This window comes from Cellulomonas sp. C5510 (assembly GCF_019797765.1).
Lineage (GTDB): Bacteria > Actinomycetota > Actinomycetes > Actinomycetales > Cellulomonadaceae > Cellulomonas.
On record NZ_CP081862.1, the window covers coordinates 1,696,633 to 1,720,012 of the forward strand.

Consider the following 23,380-nt stretch of genomic DNA (forward strand, 5'->3'; position numbering starts at 1 on the left):
GCAGCACCCCTCGCTCACCGCGACACCTCATCGGTGTCGCAGCAGCCCGGCACCGAGCACGTCGGGTCCAGGCACGGCACGCTCTCATCGACTGCCAGCGTCACGTCGACCAGTGCGGTCAGCGCTGCAGCGATGTGCGGGTCGGCGATCTCGTAACGCGTCTGCCGGCCCTCGGGCTCGGCGACCACGATCCCGCATCCCCGCAGACAAGCAAGATGGTTCGACACGTTCGTGCGGGTCAGCCCCAGCTCATGCGCGAGCTGCGCCGGATACCCCGGACCCTCCAGCAGCGACAGCAGGATCCGCGACCGGGTGGGGTCGGCCATCGCCCGCCCCAACCGGTTCATCACGCCCACCCGAGAAGCAACAGTCAGCATGTACTGACCTTACAGCGAAGGCTGACCTATCGAGGGTGCTCGGCCCCAGTCTGATGCCGAACCACACAGAAGCGTCAGACACGAGGGCCCTTGTCGGAGGCAGCAACACTCCCTTAGTGTCTGCGTATGGGTGAAGATACTAAGGGTTGCGCGTTCGGTGTGGAGAGCGAGTACGTGGATCTGGCCGCGGAGGTGTTCTCGCTGTTGTCGGATGCGACGCGGATCCGGTTGATCCTGGCGTTGCGGGCCGGTGAGCTGTCGGTGGGTGGGTTGGCCGAGGTGGTGGGCAAGTCTCCGACGGTGGTCTCGCAGCATCTGGCGAAGCTGCGTTGGGCGAAGGTGGTGCAGGCGCGTCAGGACGGTACGCGGGTGTTCTACAGCCTGATCGACGAGCACGCACGCGAGTTGGTCGACCACGCGGTGTTCCAGGCAGAGCACGTGGTGGACGTGATCCCTCGTCACCACCTGGAGGGGCACCCGTCCCCACGTGAGCTGGCGGGACGTGCGGGGGGCACGGCATGAGCGTGTCGCCCGATGTGCGTCCGGTGGTGGTGCCCGCGGCGCGGGTTGCCGTAGCCCGCGGCGACAGCTTGTGGAGCCGGGTCGACCGGGGTGACCTGGTGCGGACCGCCTTCGTGGCCGCGTGCGCCGTGGCGTTGCTGGCCGGGTTGACCGGGCCGTGGCCAGCGGTGCCGCTCGTGGCAGTGGGCCGGCCTGGTGGTGGGGTGCTGGCCGATCCTGGTCGAGGCGTGGGAGGACGTGCGGGGCCGGCGGATGAGCATGGAGCTGTCCATGCTGATCGCGATCGTCGCGGCTGCGGCGATCGGGGAGTGGGTCACCGCGGTGGTGGTCACCGCGTTCGTGCTGGCGGCCGAGATCCTCGAGGACCTGTCGATGGACCGTGGCCGGGACGCGCTGACCGACCTGATGTCGTTCCTGCCGTCGGACGCGCAGGTCCGTGAGGGCGACCAGGTGCGCACGGTCCCTCTAGGTGACGTGCGTGTGGGGCAGACGGTGGTGGTCTCGCCGGGCGGCCGCGTGCCGGTCGACGGCACGGTGGTGGCCGGGCGGTCGAGCCTGGACCAGTCGCGGATCACCGGGGAGTCGCTGCCGGTCGACGTGGCGGCGGGCGATCGGGTGTACGCCGGGTCGGTCAACCAGGTGGGGGCGCTGGAGGTCACTGCGGAGAAGGTCGGTGCCGAGTCGTCCTACGGGCAGATCATCGACGCGGTGCGCGCCGCGCAGTCCTCCCAGGCACCGGTCCAGCGGCTGGCGGACCGGTTCGCGGGGTACCTGGTCTACCTCGCACTCGGCGGGGCGCTGATCACCTACGTCGTGACCCGTGACATCACCGCGACCATCTCGGTGGTCATCGTGGCCGGTGCGTGCGGCATCGCCGCCGGCACACCCCTGGCCGTGCTCGGCGCGATCGGGCGCGCCGCACGCACCGGCGCGTTCATCAAGGACGGCGCCCACCTCGAGGCCCTGTCGGCGGTCGACACGATCGTCTTCGACAAGACCGGCACCCTGACCGAAGGTGCCCCGCGGGTCGTGGGCGTGCACCCCGGCCCGGGTCGCAGCGAGCAGGACGTGCTGGCCATGGCGGCGGCGGCCGAGCTGTACTCCGAACACCCCCTGGGCCAGGCCATCGTCGACCACGCACGCACCCGCGGCCTGAGCCCGAGCCAGCCGGAGTCCTTCGACTACGAGCCCGGCCGTGGCCTGTCCGCACAGGTGGACGACGCGCTCGTCCAGGTCGGCAACGCCACCCTGGTCCCCGGGGCGCCCACCGACCGGGATACGGACCCCGGCCAGGCGACCTCCACGCACGTGCACGTGGCCGTCGACGGACAGTTCATCGGCACCATCGCCCTGGCCGACACCGTGCGCCCCTCGGCGCGCCGGTGCGTGGACGACCTTCACTCCATGGGACTGCGGGTCGTGATGCTCACCGGTGACAGCCAGGCCACCGGGCTTGCCGTCGCAGCACAGCTGGGCATCGACAATGTGCGCACCGACCTGCTGCCGGGCGACAAGCTCGCCGCGATCGACGCCGAGCGGGCCGTCGGCCACAAGGTCGCCATGGTCGGTGACGGCGTCAACGACGCACCGGCGCTGGCCCGCGCCACGGTCGGGATCGCGATGGGAAGCGGCACCGAGGTCGCCCGTCAGAGCGCCGACATCGTCCTGATCAGCTCCGACCTGACCGACCTGACCCGCACCGTGCAGGTCGCCCGCCGGACCCGAGGCGTCGTCAAGGCCAACTTCGTCGGCACCATCGCCATCGACCTCGTCGGCATGGTCCTGGCCGCGTTCGGCCTGCTCGGCCCCGTCCTGGCAGCGATCATCCACGTAGGCAGCGAGTCGGCGTTCATCCTCAACTCCGCCCGCCTCATCCCCGGCCGTCGCGCCGATCGATCCCGCGTCGGGAGCTCATCGGTCGTAGACCAGGTGGCCAGGCCGTGAGCACCCACGTGCACGGCGCACCGCCCGACGCGGGGCCGGCTACCACCGTCCTCTGGGCCGTCACCGATCCGCTGAGCCCTCGACTCCTCGAGGTCCTGGTCGAAGCGCCCGGCTACCGCGGCGATCTGGCCATGGCGCTCGGCGTGCCTGTCGATCGACTGACGGCCGCGGCCGATGAGCTGGTCGCCGCCAACCTGATCGACACCGTGCACGACTCAGTGGGCACCTGGTACCGCCTCATCAGGGTGGGCCTTGGCCACCGGATGTCGACCTAGCCTCGTGCGGCAGGTCCGCCGTGCCGGGTGCGGGTCGGGTCCTACTCGCCGGCGCGAGGTGTCAAGAGGACGGTGAACCCGGTGCAACGTGGTGCGCGCGAGCGGTTCGTGGACTGGGCACGCAGGCACGCCGTGCCCCTGAGCGGCGATGAGCAGGACGATCTGGCACGGTTGGCCGTCCTCGATGACGTGCTGCGGGACGTGCGCGTGGTCTATCTCGGCGAGGAGGACCACTGGGTGCACGAGAAGTACCCCTACCGGCGGCTGTTCGTGCGCTACCTCGTCTCGCGGGGCTGGCGCTGGATCGGCGAGGAGCTGGGCTGGTCGGATGGGCTGCGCATCGACCGCTATCTGGCCGCGGGGGACGAGAGCATGTTGCGGCGTGTAGCGACCTATGGCTTTCGCGGTGACGTGCGACCCGACCGCGACGACCGGGCGACGGGCATCTTGGCCGACGCCGCGGACCCGGTGCCGACGCTCGGTGCCGAGCAGGTGCGGTTCGCACGGTTCCTGCGCGGACTGGCCGAGGATCTACCCGCAGGGGATCGGCTGCACTTCGCCGGGATCGACGTCGACCCGGTACCGGCGGCCGGCTACCGGGACGTGATCGACCTGGCTGGTGAGGACCTCGCCCGCGCCGGGGTGCCGGTCGAGCCCGTGCACGGCGAGAGCCTCGAGCACGAGGTTGCCCGACTGGCCGACCTCGCGCGGGTGCTCGACGAGCGCATTGCGGGCATTGCCGCCCTGGTCGGGCTGGACGCGGCTGCGACGGTGCGCCGGTCGGTCGAGACGATGCGCGCGTCGCTGGCCTACCAGGCCATCGCGGCCTCGGCGACCGACTACCGGGCGTTGCGCCCGGCGTTGGCCGCGCGCGAACGGCTGATGGTCGAGCACGCCACCTGGCTCCTGGACCAGATGGGCACTGCGGACCGGCTCGTGCTGCTCGGGCACAACCGGCACCTGTCCAAGGACCTCGCTGCGATGCGCCGGCTGGGTCCCGGTCCGCCCGGCGGCGGACTGGAGCCCTCGGTGGGCACCGTCATCGCCCACGAGCTTGGCGCACAGGTGTTCGCGATCTGGCTGCTGCACGAACACGGCAGCAGCTCTCACCCGTTCACGACCCTGCCGGCCCAGTACCCCACCGTTCCCGGCTCGATCAACGCCACCCTCGGGCGGGTCGGGACCAGGTTCCTGCTGCGCACCGACGCGAGCGCACCCGCTGCCCGGCCGTTGCGTCGGCGCGTCGACGTCATGGGCCTGTACGGCGCGACGTTCCGCGCCGCACTCGCCCGACAGACCGATGCCGTGGTCTTCGTCCAGAACGTCACCCCGCTCCGTGCTTGACCGCGCAGCCGATCGGGGTGACTGTGGTCGGCGAGGGCGGCGCCGCGACTCCGGTCTGGCGACGTACCCATCGAGATCGAGGACGCGAGCAAAGTCTGTCGACTCGGATGGCAAGTGGGTGCCGGGCACTGAACAGCGCTGGACGCTTCCTCCTCGCCCGTTCACCGGGTGGGCTCCTCTGCGCCGTGCTGCCATGCGATGACAGCGGGCAAGGATGGTCAACCGGCACGCGCCGACCGCGCCTGTGCGGCGTGGGGTGGGCCGGCGCGCCTGCGGCGACGCAGCAGAGTGGCGGTACCGCGGCGGTGCCCGCGACACCGCAGAAGGAGGGGCTCCACGCCCGTGACGACGCTCGGCGCTGAGCGGCGAACCGAAGGCCTGGACGGTCCCGAGTTTCTGCCTTGGGTTCTGGTGCGCATCGGGCGCAGCGGGAGACGCGTTCGAGGCAGGCGAGCGGCCCGTACGTGCGCGCGCTTCCCTTCGATCGGTACAGGCCAGGCTCGCGTGAGCACCGCCGGGATGAAGATCCGACTAAAGCCTGCCGAGATCCTCGCCCTGAAGGCAGCCGGCACGCCCTGCGAGCGTATGGTCCGGGAAGGCATAGCAGCAGAGTCCGCGTGACCGAGAACCGGAGCAAAGATGAGTACCCAGCCTGCCGCACTCACGTGTCCGAAATGTCGCTCGGAGATGCGGGCCTACGAACGCAACGGCGTCACCATCGATCAGTGTGAGGGCTGTCGCGGCGTCTTTCTGGACCGTGGTGAACTCGAGTCGCTGATCGATGCAGAGGGCGCGTTCTATTCCTCGCGCGTGTCGGAGCAAGCACGCACCCGGCCGGGGCGCGGCGACGACAGCGACGACTACTACCACGGCGGGCACGGTTCCGACCACGGGGGCCGCTCTCCTCGGCGCAGGCGCGGCGGTTTCCTGGGAGATCTCTTCGACTAGGTTCCGCCGGCGCCCGAGACCGATCCGTCCCCCCGCGAAGGACCCGGCCCGTTCCCGTGTGCACGACATGCTGGTGTTCGGGCATGGCGTCAACGTCGCCGGGGACCACGGGGATGGTCGGGGCGCCTCGCCGCCTGGTGCAGGACCCGTCCGCACGTGTTTCGGTCGCCGACGCGGAACTCCACTGAGCGCGGCGCGTCGTCCAGTCGAGCCAGCTGCATGGGCCTGCTGGGGCTGACGTTTCCTGCTTCACCCGCGCAAGGCTCCCAGCGCTGTGGATGTCCGGCCGGGCCTATCGGCCGATCGCGCCTGATCCAGAGCCTGGCGTAGAGCACGCCGACACCCACGGGCTCCCTCCGAGTATCGGCCCGAGTCCTCCCGCCCGGCCGCACGAGCGTGAGGCGGTGAACGCAGCCGGCGGTTGGCGCGGGCAGATCGAGTGCCGGCAGCGTCAGCGCGGGAGCAGCGCGGTGAAGACGTCGGACTCGGCCAGGATCACCAGGCCGAGGACGCAGTACACGGCCGGCACGAGCCAGGTTTCGACCCTGGAGATGACGCGCAGCACCCGGGGGCGAGATCCGACGAGCCGGCCGACCAGGATCCACACCCCGATCAGGATGACGAACACGATCACCGTGGTGATCGTGTCGGGCGTCGACATCGACCGGAACAGCGGGGTGTAGACGGCGAGGTTGTCTGCTCCGTTGGCCAGGGTCACGCCGGTGATCCCGAGCAGACCGCCGGGGTTCAGCGCGGCCGGCGGCTGGTCGTCGTCGCGGTTGCGGGAGCGGAGGAACTTCACGAACCCCCACGCGCCCAATCCCAGCGGGATCAGACCGAGCAGACCTACCCATTGGTCGGGGATGATCGTCAGCCCGAGGGCGGCGAGCAGGCTGAGCACGATCAGCGCACCGACTCCGAGGTACTGCCCGACCACGACCTGCCAGGTGCGGAGCGCGCCGCGCTGGACAGCGAGGAAGAACAGGGTCACGACGATGATGTCGTCGACGTTGGTGCCCGCGAACAGGCCGACGGCAGCGATCGCGGTGGTGAGCATCTCGGGCAGGGTCCCTTCTCGATCGACAGGACGGGACGCTCATCACGGCACTTTGAGCAGCCCGTCCACTGTATCGACCGCGCGTACCGGACCCGTGCGCGGATACCGCGCCACGCACGGCCAGATGCCTTCCCGGGGGCGGGTGGCCGGGAAGGCAGCTACGAGCGACCTGACTGGACTGTCTAGGCGCCGACGGTCGTTGGTGTGTGTGTGCTGCTCGGATTCCGTTGAGGATGACGATGACTTCTGCGACCTCGTGGACCAGGACGACCGCAGCGAGCCCGAGGACGCCGGTCATGGCGAGCGGCAACAGCACGGTGATGATGAGCAGGGACAAGACGATGTTCTGGTTGATGATGCGTCGTCCGCGGCGGGCGTGGTCGAAGGCTTGCGGGATCAGGCGCAGGTCGTGGCCGGTGAAGGCGATGTCGGCGGACTCGATCGCAGCGTCCGAACCGGCCGCGCCCATCGCGATGCCGATGTCGGCGGCGGCTAGGGCGGGGGCGTCGTTGATGCCGTCGCCGATCATCGCTGTGGGACTGGTGCCGGTCAGTGCGGTGATGGCGGCGGCTTTGTCCTCGGGGCGCAGCTCGGCGCGCACGTCGGTGATGCCGGCCTGGGTGGCGATGGCGTGGGCGGTGCGGGTGTTGTCGCCGGTGAGCATGGTCACCCCGATGCGCTGACCGGTCAGGGCGGCCACGACTTCAGGGACTTCGGGTCGCAGCTCGTCGCGTACCCCGATCGCGCCGACCGGCACGTCGTCGACCTGGACCACCACGACGGTCATCCCCTGCGCCTCCAGGCCCGCGACCCCGTCAGTGAGGGCTCCGGGGTCGAGCCAGCGGGGGTTGCCGACCGTGACCCAGGTGCCGTCGATGGTGCCCTGGATGCCGTGTCCGGCGAGCTCGGTGATGTCGTCGGCGGCCCGGCCCTCCGGGGCGGCGGCAATGATGGCCGCGGCGAGGGGATGGGTGCTGTGCTGTTCGAGCGCGGCCGCCCAGCCGAGCACGTCCTCTTCGGCGATCCCGTCCGCGGTCAGAACGCCGGTGACTGTGGGCTGGTTGCGGGTGAGGGTGCCGGTCTTGTCGACGGCGATGTGGCGGATGGCGCCGAACCGCTCGAAGACCGCGCCGGACTTGACGATGACGCCGAACTTGCTCGCAGCGCCGATCGCGGATACCACGGTGATCGGGACGGCGATCGCCAGCGCGCACGGGGACGCGGCGACCAGGACGACCAGTGCCCTCGTGATCCACAGTTCCGGGTCCCCGAGCAGGGATCCGACCAGGGCAACGAGAGCGGCCAGGACGAGCACGCCCGGCACCAGGGGGCGGGCGATGCGGTCGGCGAGGCGGGCCCGCTCGCCCTTCTCGGCCTGGGCCTGCTCGACTAGCTCGACGATCGTGGTCAGGGAGTTGTCGGTCCCGGCCGCGGTGGCTTCGACCTCCAGCACCCCGGCAGTGTTGATCGCGCCAGCCGAGAGCGTGTCGCCGGGCTCGACCTCGACTGGGATGGACTCCCCGGTGATCGCGGAGGTGTCCAGGCTGCTGCGCCCGGTGCGCACGATCCCGTCGGTCGCGATCCGCTCACCGGGACGCACCAGCATGACCTGTCCGACGACGAGGTCCTTCGCGGCGATCTGTGCCGGGGTGCCATCGGTGAGGATCGTCGCGGTCTCGGGGACGAGCTTGAGCAGCGCCCGCAGCCCGCCTCGGGCCCGGTCCATCGCCTTGTCCTCCAGGGCCTCGGCGATCGAGTACAAGAACGCCAGCGCGGCCGCCTCCTCGACGAACCCGAGGATCACCGCCCCGATCGCGCTGATCGTCATCAGCAGGCTGATCCCGAGCTTGCCCTTCAGCAGCTTGCGGATCGCGCCAGGGGTGAAGGCCGACGCCCCGAGCAGCAGACCAACCCAGAACAGCACCAGCGCGGGCGTCTTCGCCCCGGACCACTCGCAGATCAGCCCCGCGGCGAACGCGACCCCGGAGAAGACCGGGACAAGCACCCCGCGGTCCCGCCACCACGGCCCTTCGTACTCGTCGTCGTCATCGTCGAGGGCGACGTCGTCGACCTGCGAGCCGGTGACCGCACTCACGCGCTCGCTCCCGTCCCGCAGCACCCCGGGATCGAACACCCAGGATCGAGGCACGGCGCGTCCTCATCCACGGCCAACGCGACCTCCACCAGCGCGGTCAGCGCCGCGGTCAGGTGCGGGTGCGCGATCTTATACCGGGTCTGGCGGCCCTGCGGCTCGGCAACCACGATCCCGCAGTCCCGCAGACACGTCAGATGGTTCGACACGTTCGAGCGCGTCAACCCCAGCTCACGCGAGAGCACCGCCGGATAGCTCGGTCCCTCCAGCAGCGTCATCAAGATCCGCGAACGGGTCGGATCGGCCATCGCCCGACCGAGCCGGTTCATCACATCCAACCGCGAAGCAATAGTCAGCACACGCTGACCATACAGCAGACGCTGACCTATCTCCAACAGTCAGTTGAACTTCGCCTGAGTCTCCCCGGGCCTGCCTACCCACAAGCAGACACCAGAGGCGTGACGCACTCGATCGGCCGATCATCACCCCCGTCCGGGATCTGCTCCGACGTGCTGACGACGGAGACAGTCGGTTCTCGTCGGCTGCCTCAGGGCAGGGCGGACGATACGCCGTCGAGCGCGATCTGTGTCGCGTGCGAGGCTGCGCGCCGCAGGTCCTCGACCGGGAGGTCTTGCCGGACCCCCTCGTACAAGGTAGCTACCAGCGCGCCGACGACGGAGCCGACCGCGGCTGCGGTGACCAGGCGGTCCAGGCGGTCGGGGTAGGCGCGATGCAGCGCCTCGGCCAGCTGCGCCTGCGCGGACAGGATGTGTGCGAGCGCGCGGGCCTGGACCGCGGGTTCGGTGGCGATCAGCCGTTGCCGAAGGATGCCGAGATCGGGATCGGCGTGCTGTGCCGTGCTCAGCAGGTGCCCGAGCGCCCGGTGCAGTGCGACGTCGGGCGGCTGCGTCGGAGCCAGGTCCACGAGCACGCCGACGGCGGTGTCGATGCGCTCGTGCGGGTCGGCGAACAGCACGTCGGGCTTGCTGGGGAAGTAGCTGAAGAACGTCTTGGTTGACACCTCGGCCGCCGCGGCGATCTGGGCGACCGTCGTGGCCTGGTACCCCTGCTCGGCGAACAGCCTCAGTGCGGCGTGGGCCAGCTCGCGGCGAGTGCGCTGCTTCTTGCGTTCCCGCAGTCCGGGGTCGACCACCATGGCCCCGACTCTAGTCCACTCCTTGTAAAACTTCACTGGTTGTAGTTTCACATCAAGTGAACTAGGGTCCTGGCATGGCATCCGTGATCGAGGTCAGCGCACTGACCAAGGCGTTCGGACGGAGTCCGGCGTTGGCCGGTCTGGACCTGACGGTCGAGGCGGGGGAGGTGCACGGCTTCCTCGGACCCAACGGAGCCGGCAAGACGACGACCATCCGCGTCCTGCTCGGCCTGCTGCGGGCAGACGGCGGGCATGCCCGCCTCCTGGGCGGCCACCCGTGGCGGGACCGGGTCAGTCTGCACCGTCGGCTGGCCTACGTGCCGGGGGACGTCACGTTGTGGCCGAACCTGTCCGGCGGGGAGGTCATCGACCTGCTCGGCCACCTGCGTGGCGGGATCGACCGGCGCCGGCGAGCCGAGCTGCTCGAGCGCTTCGATCTCGACCCGCGCAAGAAGGGACGGGCGTACTCCAAGGGCAACCGGCAGAAGGTCGCACTGGTGGCGGCTCTGGCCTCCGACGTCGAGCTGCTCCTGCTCGACGAGCCCACCTCCGGCCTCGACCCCCTCATGGAGGAGGTGTTCCGGCAGGTCGTCGGCGAGATCGCGGACCAGGGACGCACGATCCTGCTGTCCAGTCACATCCTGGGGGAGGTCGAGGCGCTGTGCGACCGGGTGAGCATCGTGCGCGACGGGCGGACCGTCGAGAGCGGAACACTCGACGACCTGCGCCATCTGACCCGCACCTTCGTCGAGGCCGAGGTCAGCGGACCCATCGACCAGATCGCCGCGATGGACGGGGTGCACGACCTGCAGCTCGACGGGGGCACCGTGCGCTGCCAGGTGGACGACCGCTCTCTGGACCAGGTGCTCGCGGCGATCGCTGCGGCCGGTGTGCGCAGGCTGGTCAGCCAACCCCCGACCCTGGAACAGCTGCTGCTGCGCCACTACGACGTGGCCGCCGACCCGCCCGGGCGGGTCGGGCGAGGCCAGGCGAGCCACCGGTGAGCGCGTCCACGGGGACACTGCGGCTGCTCCGGCTCGCGGGTCGACGCGAGCGGGTGCGCATCCCGGTCTGGATCGCCGGGCTGTCTGCCCTGTTGGCCGCGCAGGCAGCCGGGAACGCCGAGACCTACGCGACGCAGGCCGAACGGACCAGCGCCGCGGTGGTCCTGGCGGCGAACCCGGCGCTGCGCATGCTGCGCGGTCCGGCCGCCGACACCAGTGCCGGGGCGCTTCTGGCATCAGACGCGTTCTGGATCCTGGCGATCTTGACCGCGCTGCTCAGCGCGTTCACGGTCGTCCGCCACACCCGCCACGAGGAGGAGACCGGCCGTGGAGAGCTGGTCGGCGCAGCCCCCGTGGGCTCGCACGCCGGCCTTGTCGCCGCACTGGTCTTGGGTGCCCTGACGAACTTGCTGCTCGCCGGAGCGCTCGCCCTGACTTTGCTCACCAGCGGTCTGCCGGCCGACGGTGCGCTGGCCTTCGGCACAGCGCTGGGAGCAACCGGCCTGGTGTTCGTCGGCGTCGGCGGAGTCGTCGCGCAGCTGTCGCCCAGCGCACGGGCTGCCAGCTCCATGTCCGTCGTCGCCGTCGGCGTCGCCTACCTGCTGCGCGCGAGTGGCGACGCACTGGGCGAACTGAGTCACGACGGGCTCACCGCGACCAGCGCGTGGCCGTCGTGGCTGTCCCCGATCGGCTGGGCGCAGCAGGTCAAGGCGTTCGCCGAGAACACCTGGTGGCCCCTTGGCCTGTCGGTGCTGGCGTTCGCCGTCACCGGCGCGGCCGCAGCAGTCCTGCTGGGCCGCCGCGACTTCGGACAAGGCATGCTCCCCCCGCGCCTCGGGCCACCGACCGCGTCCACCGGGCTCCTCGGCCCGCTCGGGATGGCGTGGCGGATGCAGCGCGGCCCGCTCGCCGGATGGTGCGCGGGGATGATCGTGCTCGCAGCGGTCCTCGGATCGGTCGGCCGCCAGATCGACGACCTGTCCTCCAACCCCGAGTTCGTCGACCTGCTCGCCCGCCTCGGGGCGACCAGCCAGACCATCGCCGACACCTACTTCGCCGCAGTCACCACCCTGATCGGTGCGATCATCGCGTGCTACCCCGCACAGACCGTCCTGCGCCTGGCATCCGAGGAAGCCGACGGGCGCCTCGAGCCGGTGCTGGCCACCGCCGTCGAGCGCATCCGATGGCTCCTCGCCCACCTCACCATCACCACCATCTCGATCCTGGGCCTGCTCACCGCGGCCGGAGCCACGACCGGCCTCGTGCACGGTCTGTCCACGGGTGACCTACCCACCCAGGTGACCTCCCTCACCGCCGCCGCCCTCGCCCAAGGCCCAGCCATCTTGACCTTGGCCGGCCTCGCCGTCGCCATCTTCGCGACCATCCCCCGATGGGCCACGGCCACCACCTGGGCCACCCTCACGGCCGCCCTGCTCCTAGGACCGTTGGGCGAGGCACTCGGACTACCCGACGGGCTGCGAGATATCTCCCCCTTCACCCATGCCCCCGCGGCCCCGGCCCAGGACATCACCGCCGGGCCCCTACTGGCACTGACCGCGCTCGCCGTCGCGCTCACCGCTGCGGGCGCCGTCGCCTTCCACAGGCGAGACCTCGCACTGCGACCATGACGGCGCAGGCACTCGGCCGGCAAGACCGGCGTGAGCGAGACCGCGTCGAGGTCGCCAGGCCCGAGACTCGATCGCCGGCCTAGGAGCCGGCGCCACGTTCTCCATGCGGCGGGGGAGGAGTACCGGCGCGGACCGGTCCGTGCGAGGCTCTTCCAATGCGCGACGAGAGCCGACTGCCACGCGAGGAGCGGCCCGCGATCGCCCGGATCGTCGCGGCACTGGTAGTCGGCGGCACGCTGACCCTGGCGGGCGTCGTCACAAGCACCCTGGCGCTGACGATCGCCGGCGTCGCCGTTCTGTTTGTCTGCTCGACCGCGACGCGGATCTGGTATCACTGGGTTCAACCGGTCGATGCAACGCCTGCCTGTTGGAGCGACCGTAGTTGCTCATCGAGGACTTCGGCCGGTGTTCTCCAGCCGAGGACCTTGCGGGGTCTGCTGTTGATCGCGGCCTGGACGGCCTGGAGGTCCTCGACGGGCCATCGGGACAGGTCGGTGCCCTTGGGGAAGTACTGGCGCAGCAGCCCGTTGGTGTTCTCGTTCGTGCCGCGCTGCCAGGGCGAGTGCGGGTCGGCGAAGTAGACGGCGATGCCGGTGTCGATCTTGAACTGGGCGTGCGCGGACAGCTCCTTGCCGCGATCCCAGGTCAGCGACCGCAGCAGCTCCGACGGCATCGTGGTCATCGTGGCTTGCAGGGCGTCCTTCATCGCGACGGCGCCGTAGCCGCCCAGGGCCGGCCCGTTCTTGACCGGCGGGACGGTGCCGTAGCCCTCGAGGCGCGGCAGGTGGACCAACAGGGTGTAGCGGCTGGTGCGTTCGACGACGGTGCCGATCGCGGACCGGTTCAGCCCGATGATCAGGTCGCCCTCCCAGTGCCCGGGGACCGCCCGGTCCTCGGCTTCGGCGGGCCGCTCGCTGAGGACGACGTCGGGCGTGACGTGACCCTGGGGCCTGTTGCGCGCGCGCTCCCGGGGCTTGCGCAGCGCCCGCCCCGTCCGCAGGCAGGCGACCAGCTCGCGCTTGAGTGCCCCGCGCCCCTGGATGTAGAGCGCCTGGTAGATCGCCTCGTGGCTGATGCGCATGTCCTCATCGTCGGGGAAGTCGACCACCAGACGCCGCGAGATCTGCTCCGGGCTCCAGGCCATCGCCCACCGCCGGTCGCCCCGGCGGGGCTTGTTCAGACCCTTCCAGGCCGTCGCCGGCCCGGCGGCCAGCGTCCCGTCGGGCCGGCGCAGCTGCCCGCTGAGCCGGACCTGGACGTACTCCTGCAAGCGGGGGTTGGTGACGAGCTTGGCCGCCTTGGGGCGCCGGGCGGCCGTCTGCGCCTTCCACTGCGCGACCGTCGCCCGGTACTCGAGCTTGCCGCCCCGGGTCGCGGCATTGCGCCGCAACTCCCGCGAGACCGTCCCCGGATCACGCACCAGCTCGCGGGCGATCGCGCGGACACTGAGCCCGCGGGCCTTCAGCACCGCGATCTCTTCGCGTTCCTCGAACGACAGGTAGCGGCCGGTTGGCTCAGCCAGGGACAACGGCGCCATGCCGCCAGCGTGACGAAACCAGCGGACCCCGACCGGCCCCGACACACCGACCCCGGCCGCGGCCTCCTCGCTGCTCTTGCCCGCCGCGATCAGCCGCCAGAACTCCCGCTCCACATGCCTCGCCGGAATCGGTCGACCCGGTGATCGCATCGCCGGTCGCAACGCCCGATCCGCCTGTTGCTGCCGCCGTGCCATCCGACACCTCCGCGATCACGAGGTGTTGCGACGACCGGTTGAGTCCGCCATCTGCGCCGCCGTCACTGACCACCTCACGTCCGATCGCACCGGCCACGGCGCGAACATGCGCGGCCGTGGGGTGCACCGGCCGTGTCTGTCGGCCTTCAGGTTGCCGGCGACGCCTACCCGTGCGGAGCGGCCCGTCGAGGCTGCCACGCCATGGCACAACTGCGCGGCACCTCTGATCGCTGTCCTGGGGCGGGTCGCAGCTGCGGTGCCATCCTCGACGGGCGCTCTGCGGGTGCTCCTCTTGCCCACGACACGGGCGATCCGAAGACGCCAGGCAGCCATGCCAGCGCCTAGAACCCGATGGCACCCAGGGCGGTGCGCAGCCATGGCGAGACGATCGCGACGGTCGGCACCGCGAGCACGGCGAGCGCGAGCGCGTAGGCGAGGGCGGAGAGCGGCAGCGACGACGGCGCGCCCCTGGTCGCGGCGCGGGCCTGCGGGCCCTCGTGGCCGTCGGCCTCGGCCTGGGCGGGGACGTCGCCCAGGCGCGCGATCCGTGCCTCGATCTCGCCGTCGTCGGCGGTCGGCGCAAGCTCGGCCAGCGCCTGGCGCAGTGGCGCAGCGCCGACCCGGCGGACCGCGCCGTCGTCGGCGAGCATCTCGAGCAGCCGGCGCACCGCCTCCAGCGCCAGGCGGCTGCGCACGAACCGGGGGAAGGAGACGTGCAGCGCGGTGAAGCCCTCCAGCACCAGATCGTGGCGGGCGCGCAGGTGCGCGCGCTCGTGGGCGACGACGGCCTCGAGCTGCGACGGGGACAGCATGCGCAACGTCGCCTCGGTGACCACCACGCTAGCGGGGCGCCCGGGCACGCAGTAGGCCATCGGCACCTGCCCGCCCAGCACGTGCAGGCGCAGATGCTCCGGATCGGGCGAGTCCAGCAGGTCGAGCAGCTCGCGCTGCCGGCGGCGCCGGCGGCGCAGCGACACGCCGAGGCGCAGGGCCACCACGGCGAGCCGCAGGACGATCACCCCGGCCAAGGCCGCGGCGGCAGCGGCGGCGAGCAGCACGACCGGGTCGAGGCGCAGCCGGTCCCCGCGCAGCGCGCGCACCAGTTCCTCTGGTGCGGCGAGCGCGGCCCCGACGGCGGCGAGCACCGCGGCGCCGGCCACCGCCTGCCAGAGCACGACGGCGGCGCGGGGCACCCGGTCGAGCAGGCGTGCGCGGGCGAGCAGGACGGGCGCGAACCGGGACAGCAGGACGGCGAGGGCCGCGAGGGTGAGCGCGGTCATGCCGGTCCGGGCTGGGCCCGACCGGCGACGACGGCCGCGGGGGGCGGGGGTCCGAGGGCGGTCGCCACGAGGCGGGCTCAGCCCGACAGCGCGGCGCGGATGGCCTCGGCCTCGCGCGGGCTGACCCGACCCACGAAGTGCTGCAGCGCGGCAACCCTGGTGGCGGGGTCGGCACCGCCGAGGGCGTCGAGCATGAGATCGGCGGTCGTCTGCTCCCTGGTGCGCACCGGGACGTAATGATAGGCCCGGCCGTCGCGGACCTGGGTGACGACGCCCTTCTTGGCGAGGCGGTCCATCACCGTCATCACGGTCGTGTAGGCCAGCGGGCGGCTGGCGGCCAACGCGTCGTGGACCTCGCGGACCGTGCACGGCCCGGACGCGTCCCACAGGTGCGCCATCACCGCGCTCTCGAGCTCGCCCATCGCCATGGCGGGAGTATACCCGGGACCTACGGCCCTTGTCGTACTACGAATCACGTACTCTGGCGTGTCATACTTACGACGACGTGTAGTACTCCGTCGGACGCCCCGGAGGACGTCGCCCCCATGGACACGCTCGACCTGTCACGTCTGCAGTTCGCGGTCGTGACGATCTACCACTACTTCTTCGTGCCGCTGTCGATCTCGCTGGCCGCGCTGACGGCGGGCCTGCAGACGGCGTGGCGTCGCACCGGCAAGCAGCACTACCGGGACCTGACGATGCTGGTCGGCAAGCTGCTGATGGCCACGTTCGCCGTCGGGGTGGTCACCGGACTGGTCCAGGAGTTCCAGTTCGGGCTGTCCTGGAGCGCGTTCTCCCGGTTCTACGGCGACGTCTTCGGGCCGACCCTGGCGATCGAGGGCATGCTGGCCTTCTTCCTCGAGGCGACATTCCTCGGGCTGTGGTTCTTCGGCTGGGACCGGCTGCCCCCGCGTGTGCACCTGACGACGATCTACGTCGTGGCCGTCGGCACGACGATCTCGGCCTTCGTGATCTTGGCCGCGAACTCCTTCATGCAGAACCCCGTCGCCTACGACATCGACCCCGACACCGGGCGGGCGAGGCTGGACAGCTTCGGCGACCTGATGGTCAACGAGGTCAACCTCGCGGCCTTCCCGCACACCATGGCGGGCGCCGCGATGACCGGCGGCGCGCTGCTGATGGCGATCGGCGCCTGGCGGGCCTGGGGCCGCCACGGCGGGATGGGTCACCGCGACCACGCCGCCTGGCGCCGCCTGGCCCGGCTCGGTGCCTGGGTGACCGCGCTCGGCGGCGGCGCCGTGGCGATCACCGGGGACGTGCTGGGCAAGGTCATCACCACCGTGCAGCCGATGAAGATGGCCGCGGCCGAGGCGCTCTACGCCTCTCAAGCCGGCGCGCCGTTCTCCATCCTCGCGATCGGCGACCCGGGAGGTGGCGAGCCGTTCTTCTCGATCGACGTCCCGTTCCTGCTCTCGATCCTGGCCATGGGCGACCCGAGCGCCGTCGTCGAGGGCATCGACGACCTGCAGGCGCAGTACACCGCGGCCTACGGCCCAGGCAACTACGTGCCGTGGGTGCCGGTCGCCTACTGGACCTTCCGGCTGATGATTGGCACCGGCATGCTCGCCGCCGGGCTCGCGCTGCTGTTCTTGGTGCTGACCCGCAAGGGCCGCCCGCTGGTGGGGTCGACCCGGCTGACGGCCCTCGGCGGGCGCACCCTGCTGCGGCTGCTGCCCCTCATCCCCACGCTGCCGGTGCTGGCCAACACCTTCGGCTGGATCTTCACCGAGACCGCCCGCCAGCCGTGGCTGGTGTTCGGGCTGTTCCGCACCGAGGACGGCGTCTCGGCCGGCCTGACCTCGGGGGAGGTGCTGGCCTCGCTGGTCGGCTTCGGCCTGGTCTACGGCGTGCTCGCCGTCGTGTGGCTGCGCCTCGTGCTGCACCTGTCCCGCCTCGACCTGTCCACCGACCCCACCGCCGACGAGCCGGACCAGGACGACGAGGATCCCGCCGCCCGCACCTCGGCCGGCTCGGCCGGGCGCGGCCCCGCCCCGGCCTACTGAGCTCGCCCGACCCCGCCAGCACCTGACCTTCAGGAGACCCATGGACCTCGCCGTCGTCTGGTTCGGCCTCATCGTCGTGTGCTGGGTGCTGTTCCTGGTGCTGGAGGGCTTCGACTTCGGCGTCGGGATCCTCGCCCCCGCGCTGGGCCGCGACGGCGCGCAGCGAGGTGCGGCGCTGCGCACCATCGCCCCGGTCTGGGACGGCAACGAGGTGTGGCTCGTCGCCGCGATCGGGCTCATGTTCGCCGCCTTCCCGGACTGGTACGCGGCGTTTCTCTCCGGGCTCTACCTGCCGATGGTGGCGCTGCTACTGGCGCTCGCGGTCCGCGGCGTCTCCCTCGAGTTCCGCGGCAAGAAGGACTCCGCCGCCTGGCGCCGCGGCTGCGACATCGCACTGGCGGCCAGCTCGGCGCTGACGGCCGCGCTGCTCGGCGCCACCCTCGGGGTGCTCACCGGCGGGCTGGCCCTCGGCCCCGACGGGGAGGTCGCGGCGAGCGGCGGTGCACTCGGCCGCACCCTGTCAGCGCTCGCCCAACCCGCCGCGCTCACCGGGGCGCTGATCGGACTGAGCGCCGCCGTCGTGCTCGGCGCGACATACCTGGGACTGCGCACGACCGGGCCGGTCCGCGAACGCGCCCGGGCCTGGGTGGCGGCACCGGCGCTGGCGCTCGGGGCGACAGCGCTGGTCTCGGGCCTCACCGGAGCCTGGCCGTGGTGGGCCGGGCTGCTCGCGGCCGGGCTGCTCGCCCTGGTGGTCCTCGCGGCCCGACGGCGACGCGAGGGCTGGGCCTTCGCCCTGGCGGTCGGCGTGGTGGGGGCCACCGTGGCGGGCGTCCTGCTGCACCGCTTCCCGGTGCTGCTGGCCAGCACGCTGGACCCGGCATGGTCCGTGACCGTCGAGAACGCGGTAGCCAGTCCCACCGCGCTGCAGACGATCAGCTGGGCCGCAGTGCTCATCCTGCCCGGCGTCCTGGCCTACCAGGCCTTCGCCTACTGGGTCTTCCGCAAGCGCGTGGCGAGCGAGCCGGTGCCGACGTGACCGGGCCCAGGCCACGCGGCCCGCTCGACCCGCGCCTGCTGCGCCTGGCGCGCCCCGCGGTCGGCGCGCTCGTCTGGCTGGTGACGCTCTCGGTGTCCCAGGCGCTCGCCGTCGTCGTGATCGCGCTGGGCGCGGCGCACCTGGTGGTGACGGTGCTCGACGACGGCGGCGGCTGGCTCGTGCCGCTGGCGGGACTCACCGCCGCCCTGCTGGTGCGCGCCAGCACCGCCGCGCTGCTCCCGGCAGCCGCACACCGGGTGTCCGCGCGGGTGATCGCCTCGGCACGGCGCGACGGCCTGGCCGCGATCGCGCGGCGCGGACCGGCCTGGTTGGCGAGCCGCGGCGCCGGCGGCGACCCGGTCGACGTCGCCACGCTGCTGTCGACCGGCCTGGACCCGCTGCGGCCGTGGTTCGCAACCTACCTGCCCGCACTGGTGGTCGCCGGGGTGCTGCCGCCCGCAGTGGTCGCCCTGCTCGCACTCGTCGACCTGCCCTCGGCCGCGACCGTGCTGGTGACGCTGCCGCTGGTGCCGGTCTTCGCCGCGCTGGTCGGCTGGGCCACCCAGCGCCGGGCCGACCAGCAGTACGAACGTGGCGGCCGCCTGGCCGGGCACTTCCTCGACGTCGTGCGCGGTCTGGTCACGCTGCGGCTCTTCAACCGCGCCGAGCGGCAGGTCGAGGCCGTGCGCGACTCCAGCCGGCGCTACGCGCGCGCCACGACGCGCGTGATCTCGGTGGCGTTCCTGTCCTCGACCGCACTTGACCTGGTGGCCACCGTCTCGGTGGGACTCGTCGCGGTGGGGGCGGGCGTGCGACTGGCCGGCGGAGAGATGACGCTGTGGCCCGCGCTCACGGCGATCCTGCTTGCCCCGGAGGCGTACCGGCCGCTGCGCGAGGCGGGCGCGCAGTTCCACGAGTCCGCGCAGGCGGGCGCCGTGATGGACCGGCTCGACGTGCTGCTCGCCCCGCTCGACGGCGCGGATCGCGACGCCGCCACCGGGCCGCGCGCGGCGGCCGTCGCAGGATCGCGTGGGCTCGTCGTGCGCTACCCGGGACGACGCGAGCCGCTGACGCTGCCCGACCTGGACGTGCGCACCGGGCAGGTCCTGGCCGTCGTCGGACCCTCCGGCTCCGGCAAGACGACGCTGCTGCGCGCGATGGCCGGCGTGCAACGCGGCGACCGAGGGCACGCCTGGGCGCACAACGCCGAGTACGTGCCGCAGCGCCCCGCGCTCCCGCTGGCCCGGACCGTCCGCGAGGCGCTCACCGCCGGGCTGCCCGCCAGCGTCGACGACGGGGTCCTCACGGCCGCGCTCGCCACGCTGGCCCTGCCCACCAGCACCCTGGCCGCCGGGCTGGACACCGCGCTCGGCGACGACGCCACCGGGTTGTCGGCCGGTCAGCGACACCGGATCGCGCTCGCCCGGGCCGCCCTCGCCGTCGCCTCCGCGTTGGACGCCACGGCACCCCGTGACACGCCGGCACCGGTGATGCTGCTCGACGAGCCGACGGCGCACCTGGACGCCGCCGCCGAACGCGCCGTCGTGGCCGTGCTGCGCGACCTCGCGGACCGCGGCGCCGCCGTCATCGTCGCGACCCACCGGCCCGTGCTCGCGGCGGCGGCCGACCACCGCATCGCCGTGTCCCCACGCAGCGCCATCTCTCCCGACGACGCGGCGCTCCCACCCGGCGGCCTCGCCTCACCGGACAACTCGCTGGACAACGCCGGTGCGGGCGACGAAGCCGTTGTGGCGAGCGGCAGCCACCGGGCTGGGGCGAACGGGTACGACGGCGGCGCACCCGATCCGGCCAGCGACCCCGCCGCCACCGACTTTGCCACCACCACACCGCCGCCTCGCTCCCTGCTCGCGGGACCACGGCGCCGGTGGACCCGCCTGACGCCGCGCACCCGGTTCGCGCTCGCGTCGGCCGCCGGTGCGGCCTCGCTGCTGTCCGGCATCGGGCTCACGGTGGCGGCGGCCTGGATGATCGTCCGCGCGGACTCCCAGCCGCCGATCCTCACGCTCTCGGTGTCCGTGGTGGCCGTGCGCGCGTTCGCGATCGCGCGGCCACTGTGGCGCTACCTCGAACGGCTCGCCTCGCACGACGCCGGGCTGTCGCTGCTCGCGGACTGGCGCGCGCAGGTCGTCGCCGACATGGTGCCCCGGGTGCCGGGACGGCTGACCGCGCGGCGGGGTGCGCTGCTGGTGCGCGTGGTCGACGACGTCGAGGCTCGCCTGTCCGGGCGGGTGCGGGGCGCGGTGCCGCTGGCGGCGGGCACCGTCACGCTCGCCGTCGTCGCCCTCGGCACGGCGTGGCTGTTGCCCGCCGCCCTCGTGCCGCTCGCGCTCGGCACCGCCATCGCGGGCGTCCTCGCGCCCTGGCTGGCCGTGCGCGCCGACCGCCGCGTCGTCCATCTGCGGGATGCGGCCCGCACCGACCTGCAGGACGCCGTCGTGGGCTCGGTGGAGAACGTCGAGGAACTGGGCACCGCGCGCGGCCGCTCGCTACTGGCCGAAATCGAGGAGCGAGGGACCGCCGCCGAGGCCGCCGAGCGCGATGCCGCGCGCATCGACGGATGCGGACGCGGGCTGGCCGAGCTCGGCGCCGCCGTGCTGGCGTCGGGGGCCGGACTGGTCGCGGCGCTCACCTGGACGTCGGGCCTCGCCGGACCCGAGACGGTCGGCATCGTCACCCTGACGGCGCTCGCGCTCACCGAGACCCTGCTCACGGTGCTGCCCGCCGTCCGCGCCGTGGCCGACGGACGGGCCGCCGGGGCGCGCCTGGACGCGTTGGACGACGACCCGAGCCGCTTTCGCGGAACCCGACGGTTGGTGGCCACCCGGGACACCGGTCAGCAGGAGGTCGAAGCCCGGGCTGCCGTCGGGACGCTCTCGGCCTCCCGGTCGGCGCCGATGCCGGGTGTCTGTTCGGCCGGTGGCTCCGTCTCGCTTGGATCGTCGTGGTCGCGAGGACTGCACGTGGGCGGGTTGCATGCCGGCTGGGACGCCGGGTCCCCGGTGCTGCGCGGTCTCGATCTCGACGTCGCGGCGGGCGAGACGGTGGAGATCCGCTGGCCGTCCGGTGCCGGGAAGTCGACGCTGGCCGCGGTCGTGACCGGACTGCTGCCCCCGCTGAGCGGTGAGGTGCGCGTGGGCGATCACGTCCTTACGGCCGGCTCGACGCCGTCGGGCGCGGGCGCACGCCTGCGCCGCGTGGTGGGTCTGGCCGGCGAGCCCGATCACGTCTTCGCGACCACCGTGCGGGAGAACTTGCGCCTCGCACGCCCCGAGGCCAGCGACCAGGACCTGAGGTCCGCCCTGCACGCAGCGCACCTAGGCGGCTGGCTCGACGGCCTGGAGGAGGGCCTGGACACCTGGCTCGACTCCGGCGGGAGGACGCTGTCGGGCGGGGAACGACGCCGCCTCGTCCTGGCACGCGCCCTGCTGCGCGACCCGGACGTGCTGATCCTCGACGAGCCGACCTCGGGCCTGGAGGAGGCCACCGCCACGACCCTGCTCACCGACCTGCGCCGCGACGCCGCACAGCGCGGCCGCGCGCTGCTCGTCATGACCCACCGGTCCTCGGAGGTTCTCCGGGAGCACGTGGTCAAACCGCAGTAGCCGAGGCCTGGTGGCCTGTGCGCCCGGGACCACCCGGGCGGGCACTGGCCACGCGACTCCGCCGCCGCGACTCGTAGCGCGGACGAGCCTGCAGCCGAGCACGAAGGGGGCCGTACGCAACTTCGCGAGCGGCGTTGTCGAGCCTCGCGATCCAGGGGTCCGCGATGGGAAGGTTCGCCGTCCGCCGGAGGTGCCATCGGCCTCGTGGCGAGTGAGCGATCTACCGGCGAGCCTAGCGCGGGGTGGGGCTCGCCAGCGGCTGGCCGCCATGATGGTGGACGAGCCTGCCCAGGTGGGTGGTTCAGGGCTCGCGGTTCAGTGTTCGTAGGTAGGCGTTGTAGGCGTCGAGCTCGGGGTTGCCGAAGCGGTCGATGCGCCGGTCCTCGGCTGCCGTGGTGCGTGACTCGTCACGGTTCCACCGGGCGAAGACCAGCAGCAGGATCAGCAGCGTCGGTAGTTCCCCGTAGGACCATGCCAGGCCGCCGGCCAGCCACTGGTCGGCCATGACGTCCACCCCCCACGCCGCAGGTGGGTGGGTGAACGCCTGCACGAGCGGGGTGGTGGCCATCATGACGATCACGCCGAAGAAGGCGTGCACCGCCATCTCGAGGAAGACGTCGACGGCCTTCATCGCGTGACCTTGTTTGCGTGGCAGCGGGTCGCGGGACAGCACCGGTGTGATGAACAGGACCCCGGCCACGAGGAAGGCCGTCTCGAGTCCGATGTGCCCGGCCCAGGTGCTCAGCAGGTTGCCGGCGAGCTGGCTCAGGTACAGCCCGTAGAAGGCCAGCAGGAACAGCGGCACGGCCAGTGCCGGGTGCAGCAGGAACGCGCCGAGGCCTCCGCGCAGGCCCCATCGGGCGGTGGCGAGCACCCGTCGCCCGACGCGGCCGTGGGGGGTGGCGTGCAGCAGGAGTGTGCCCGGCCGGCCCAGGACGAGCAGGGGCGGGATAGTGACCATGAGCGTGAGCTGCTGGAACATGAACACCGAGAACATCTCCAGCCCGTAGCCCTCGATCCCGGCCCCGGTGACCACGACCAGCAGGACGCACCCGGTCAGGAACGACAACGTCGCCCACGGTGACCAGCGCCGCCCGGAGGCCCGCATCCGGATCACCCCTGCGGTGTACAGGATCGCCAGGACCAGTCCGACGGCGGGCAGCAGCGGAACCGGCTGCAGCGTGGGCGCCAGCAGTGACGCCAGGGACGCCGGCTCCGGTGGCAGCCATGCCGGCCCGCTGACGTCCAGCCTCAACGCTCCGACCACGTCGCAGTCCTCCCGTCGGCGCGAGACGATCACGTCCGGGCGGGTGGTGGGTCGCCGCGCGGAGGGGA

General features: G+C 72.2%; 18 protein-coding genes and 1 pseudogene. 10 read left to right on the plus strand and 9 right to left on the minus strand.

Annotation, left to right across the window (positions count from 1 at the left end; genetic code table 11):
• Positions 1 to 14 precede the first annotated feature (14 nt).
• Entirely contained in the window at positions 15 to 377 is a 363-nt protein-coding gene (locus tag K5O09_RS07970; RefSeq protein ID WP_222172229.1) for a helix-turn-helix transcriptional regulator, read from the minus strand.
• 126 nt (positions 378 to 503) lie between these two features.
• Between K5O09_RS07970 and K5O09_RS07975 the strand changes: the two genes are divergently transcribed.
• From K5O09_RS07975 to K5O09_RS07995, 5 genes are all read left to right on the plus strand, one after another.
• Entirely contained in the window at positions 504 to 899 is a 396-nt protein-coding gene (locus tag K5O09_RS07975; RefSeq protein WP_222172230.1) for a metalloregulator ArsR/SmtB family transcription factor, read from the plus strand.
• 198 nt (positions 900 to 1,097) lie between these two features.
• Positions 1,098 to 2,843, plus strand: coding sequence for a cation-translocating P-type ATPase (locus tag K5O09_RS07980; RefSeq protein WP_255596318.1), 1,746 nt, complete (start codon positions 1,098 to 1,100; stop codon positions 2,841 to 2,843).
• Entirely contained in the window at positions 2,840 to 3,118 is a 279-nt protein-coding gene (locus tag K5O09_RS07985; RefSeq protein WP_222172232.1) for a hypothetical protein, read from the plus strand. Before K5O09_RS07980 ends, K5O09_RS07985 begins: the two co-directional genes overlap by 4 nt.
• Before the next feature lie 72 nt (positions 3,119 to 3,190).
• Positions 3,191 to 4,462, plus strand: coding sequence for an erythromycin esterase family protein (locus tag K5O09_RS07990; protein WP_222172233.1), 1,272 nt, complete (start codon positions 3,191 to 3,193; stop codon positions 4,460 to 4,462).
• Between the two features lie 687 nt (positions 4,463 to 5,149).
• Positions 5,150 to 5,410, plus strand: a complete 261-nt coding sequence (locus K5O09_RS07995) for a zf-TFIIB domain-containing protein (RefSeq protein WP_370635549.1) — start codon at positions 5,150 to 5,152, stop codon at positions 5,408 to 5,410.
• 451 nt (positions 5,411 to 5,861) lie between these two features.
• Here the strand turns inward: K5O09_RS07995 and K5O09_RS08000 are convergent, their stop codons facing one another.
• The 4 genes and pseudogenes from K5O09_RS08000 to K5O09_RS08015 form a co-directional block, all read right to left on the minus strand.
• Positions 5,862 to 6,467: a cadmium resistance transporter gene (locus tag K5O09_RS08000; RefSeq protein WP_222172660.1), complete on the minus strand. Its 606-nt coding sequence runs from the start codon at positions 6,465 to 6,467 to the stop codon at positions 5,862 to 5,864.
• 199 nt (positions 6,468 to 6,666) lie between these two features.
• Positions 6,667 to 8,562, minus strand: a pseudogene (locus K5O09_RS08005) (heavy metal translocating P-type ATPase); the annotation flags it as partial.
• Entirely contained in the window at positions 8,559 to 8,918 is a 360-nt protein-coding gene (locus K5O09_RS08010; protein ID WP_222172235.1) for a helix-turn-helix transcriptional regulator, read from the minus strand. The pseudogene K5O09_RS08005 and the gene K5O09_RS08010, both read right to left, overlap by 4 nt.
• Positions 8,919 to 9,106: 188 nt before the next feature.
• Complete coding sequence (locus tag K5O09_RS08015; RefSeq protein ID WP_222172236.1) at positions 9,107 to 9,715, minus strand: TetR family transcriptional regulator; 609 nt, start codon at positions 9,713 to 9,715, stop codon at positions 9,107 to 9,109.
• 74 nt (positions 9,716 to 9,789) lie between these two features.
• Between K5O09_RS08015 and K5O09_RS08020 the strand changes: the two genes are divergently transcribed.
• Both K5O09_RS08020 and K5O09_RS08025 read left to right on the plus strand, forming a co-directional pair.
• Positions 9,790 to 10,719, plus strand: coding sequence for an ABC transporter ATP-binding protein (locus K5O09_RS08020; protein WP_222172237.1), 930 nt, complete (start codon positions 9,790 to 9,792; stop codon positions 10,717 to 10,719).
• A 53-nt stretch (positions 10,720 to 10,772) separates the two neighbouring features.
• Complete coding sequence (locus K5O09_RS08025) at positions 10,773 to 12,347, plus strand: ABC transporter permease (protein WP_222172238.1); 1,575 nt, start codon at positions 10,773 to 10,775, stop codon at positions 12,345 to 12,347.
• Between the two features lie 340 nt (positions 12,348 to 12,687).
• On the opposite strand, the gene K5O09_RS08030 is transcribed toward K5O09_RS08025, so the two are convergent.
• From K5O09_RS08030 to K5O09_RS08040, 3 genes are all read right to left on the minus strand, one after another.
• The gene (locus tag K5O09_RS08030; RefSeq protein ID WP_222172239.1) at positions 12,688 to 14,079 is read right to left on the minus strand and encodes an IS30 family transposase; all 1,392 of its coding nucleotides are present in this window, start codon (positions 14,077 to 14,079) and stop codon (positions 12,688 to 12,690) included.
• A gap of 341 nt (positions 14,080 to 14,420) precedes the next feature.
• Positions 14,421 to 15,359, minus strand: a complete 939-nt coding sequence (locus tag K5O09_RS08035) for a M56 family metallopeptidase (protein ID WP_222172240.1) — start codon at positions 15,357 to 15,359, stop codon at positions 14,421 to 14,423.
• Between the two features lie 77 nt (positions 15,360 to 15,436).
• A complete protein-coding gene (locus tag K5O09_RS08040) occupies positions 15,437 to 15,787 on the minus strand; it encodes a BlaI/MecI/CopY family transcriptional regulator (RefSeq protein WP_222172241.1) in 351 nt (116 codons plus the stop codon).
• A 117-nt stretch (positions 15,788 to 15,904) separates the two neighbouring features.
• Between K5O09_RS08040 and K5O09_RS08045 the strand changes: the two genes are divergently transcribed.
• Genes K5O09_RS08045 through cydC form a run of 3 tightly spaced genes read left to right on the plus strand, consistent with a single transcriptional unit; the run spans position 15,905 to position 22,045 of the window.
• Positions 15,905 to 17,383: a cytochrome ubiquinol oxidase subunit I gene (locus K5O09_RS08045; RefSeq protein WP_222172242.1), complete on the plus strand. Its 1,479-nt coding sequence runs from the start codon at positions 15,905 to 15,907 to the stop codon at positions 17,381 to 17,383.
• A 40-nt stretch (positions 17,384 to 17,423) separates the two neighbouring features.
• Positions 17,424 to 18,422 (plus strand): cytochrome d ubiquinol oxidase subunit II, encoded by a 999-nt coding sequence (gene cydB / locus K5O09_RS08050; protein WP_222172243.1) that lies wholly within the window; start codon positions 17,424 to 17,426, stop codon positions 18,420 to 18,422.
• Entirely contained in the window at positions 18,419 to 22,045 is a 3,627-nt protein-coding gene (gene cydC / locus K5O09_RS08055) for a thiol reductant ABC exporter subunit CydC (RefSeq protein ID WP_222172244.1), read from the plus strand. Before cydB ends, cydC begins: the two co-directional genes overlap by 4 nt.
• Before the next feature lie 301 nt (positions 22,046 to 22,346).
• Here the strand turns inward: cydC and K5O09_RS08060 are convergent, their stop codons facing one another.
• Positions 22,347 to 23,312 (minus strand): cytochrome c oxidase assembly protein, encoded by a 966-nt coding sequence (locus K5O09_RS08060; protein WP_255596206.1) that lies wholly within the window; start codon positions 23,310 to 23,312, stop codon positions 22,347 to 22,349.
• Positions 23,313 to 23,380: the final 68 nt, after the last annotated feature.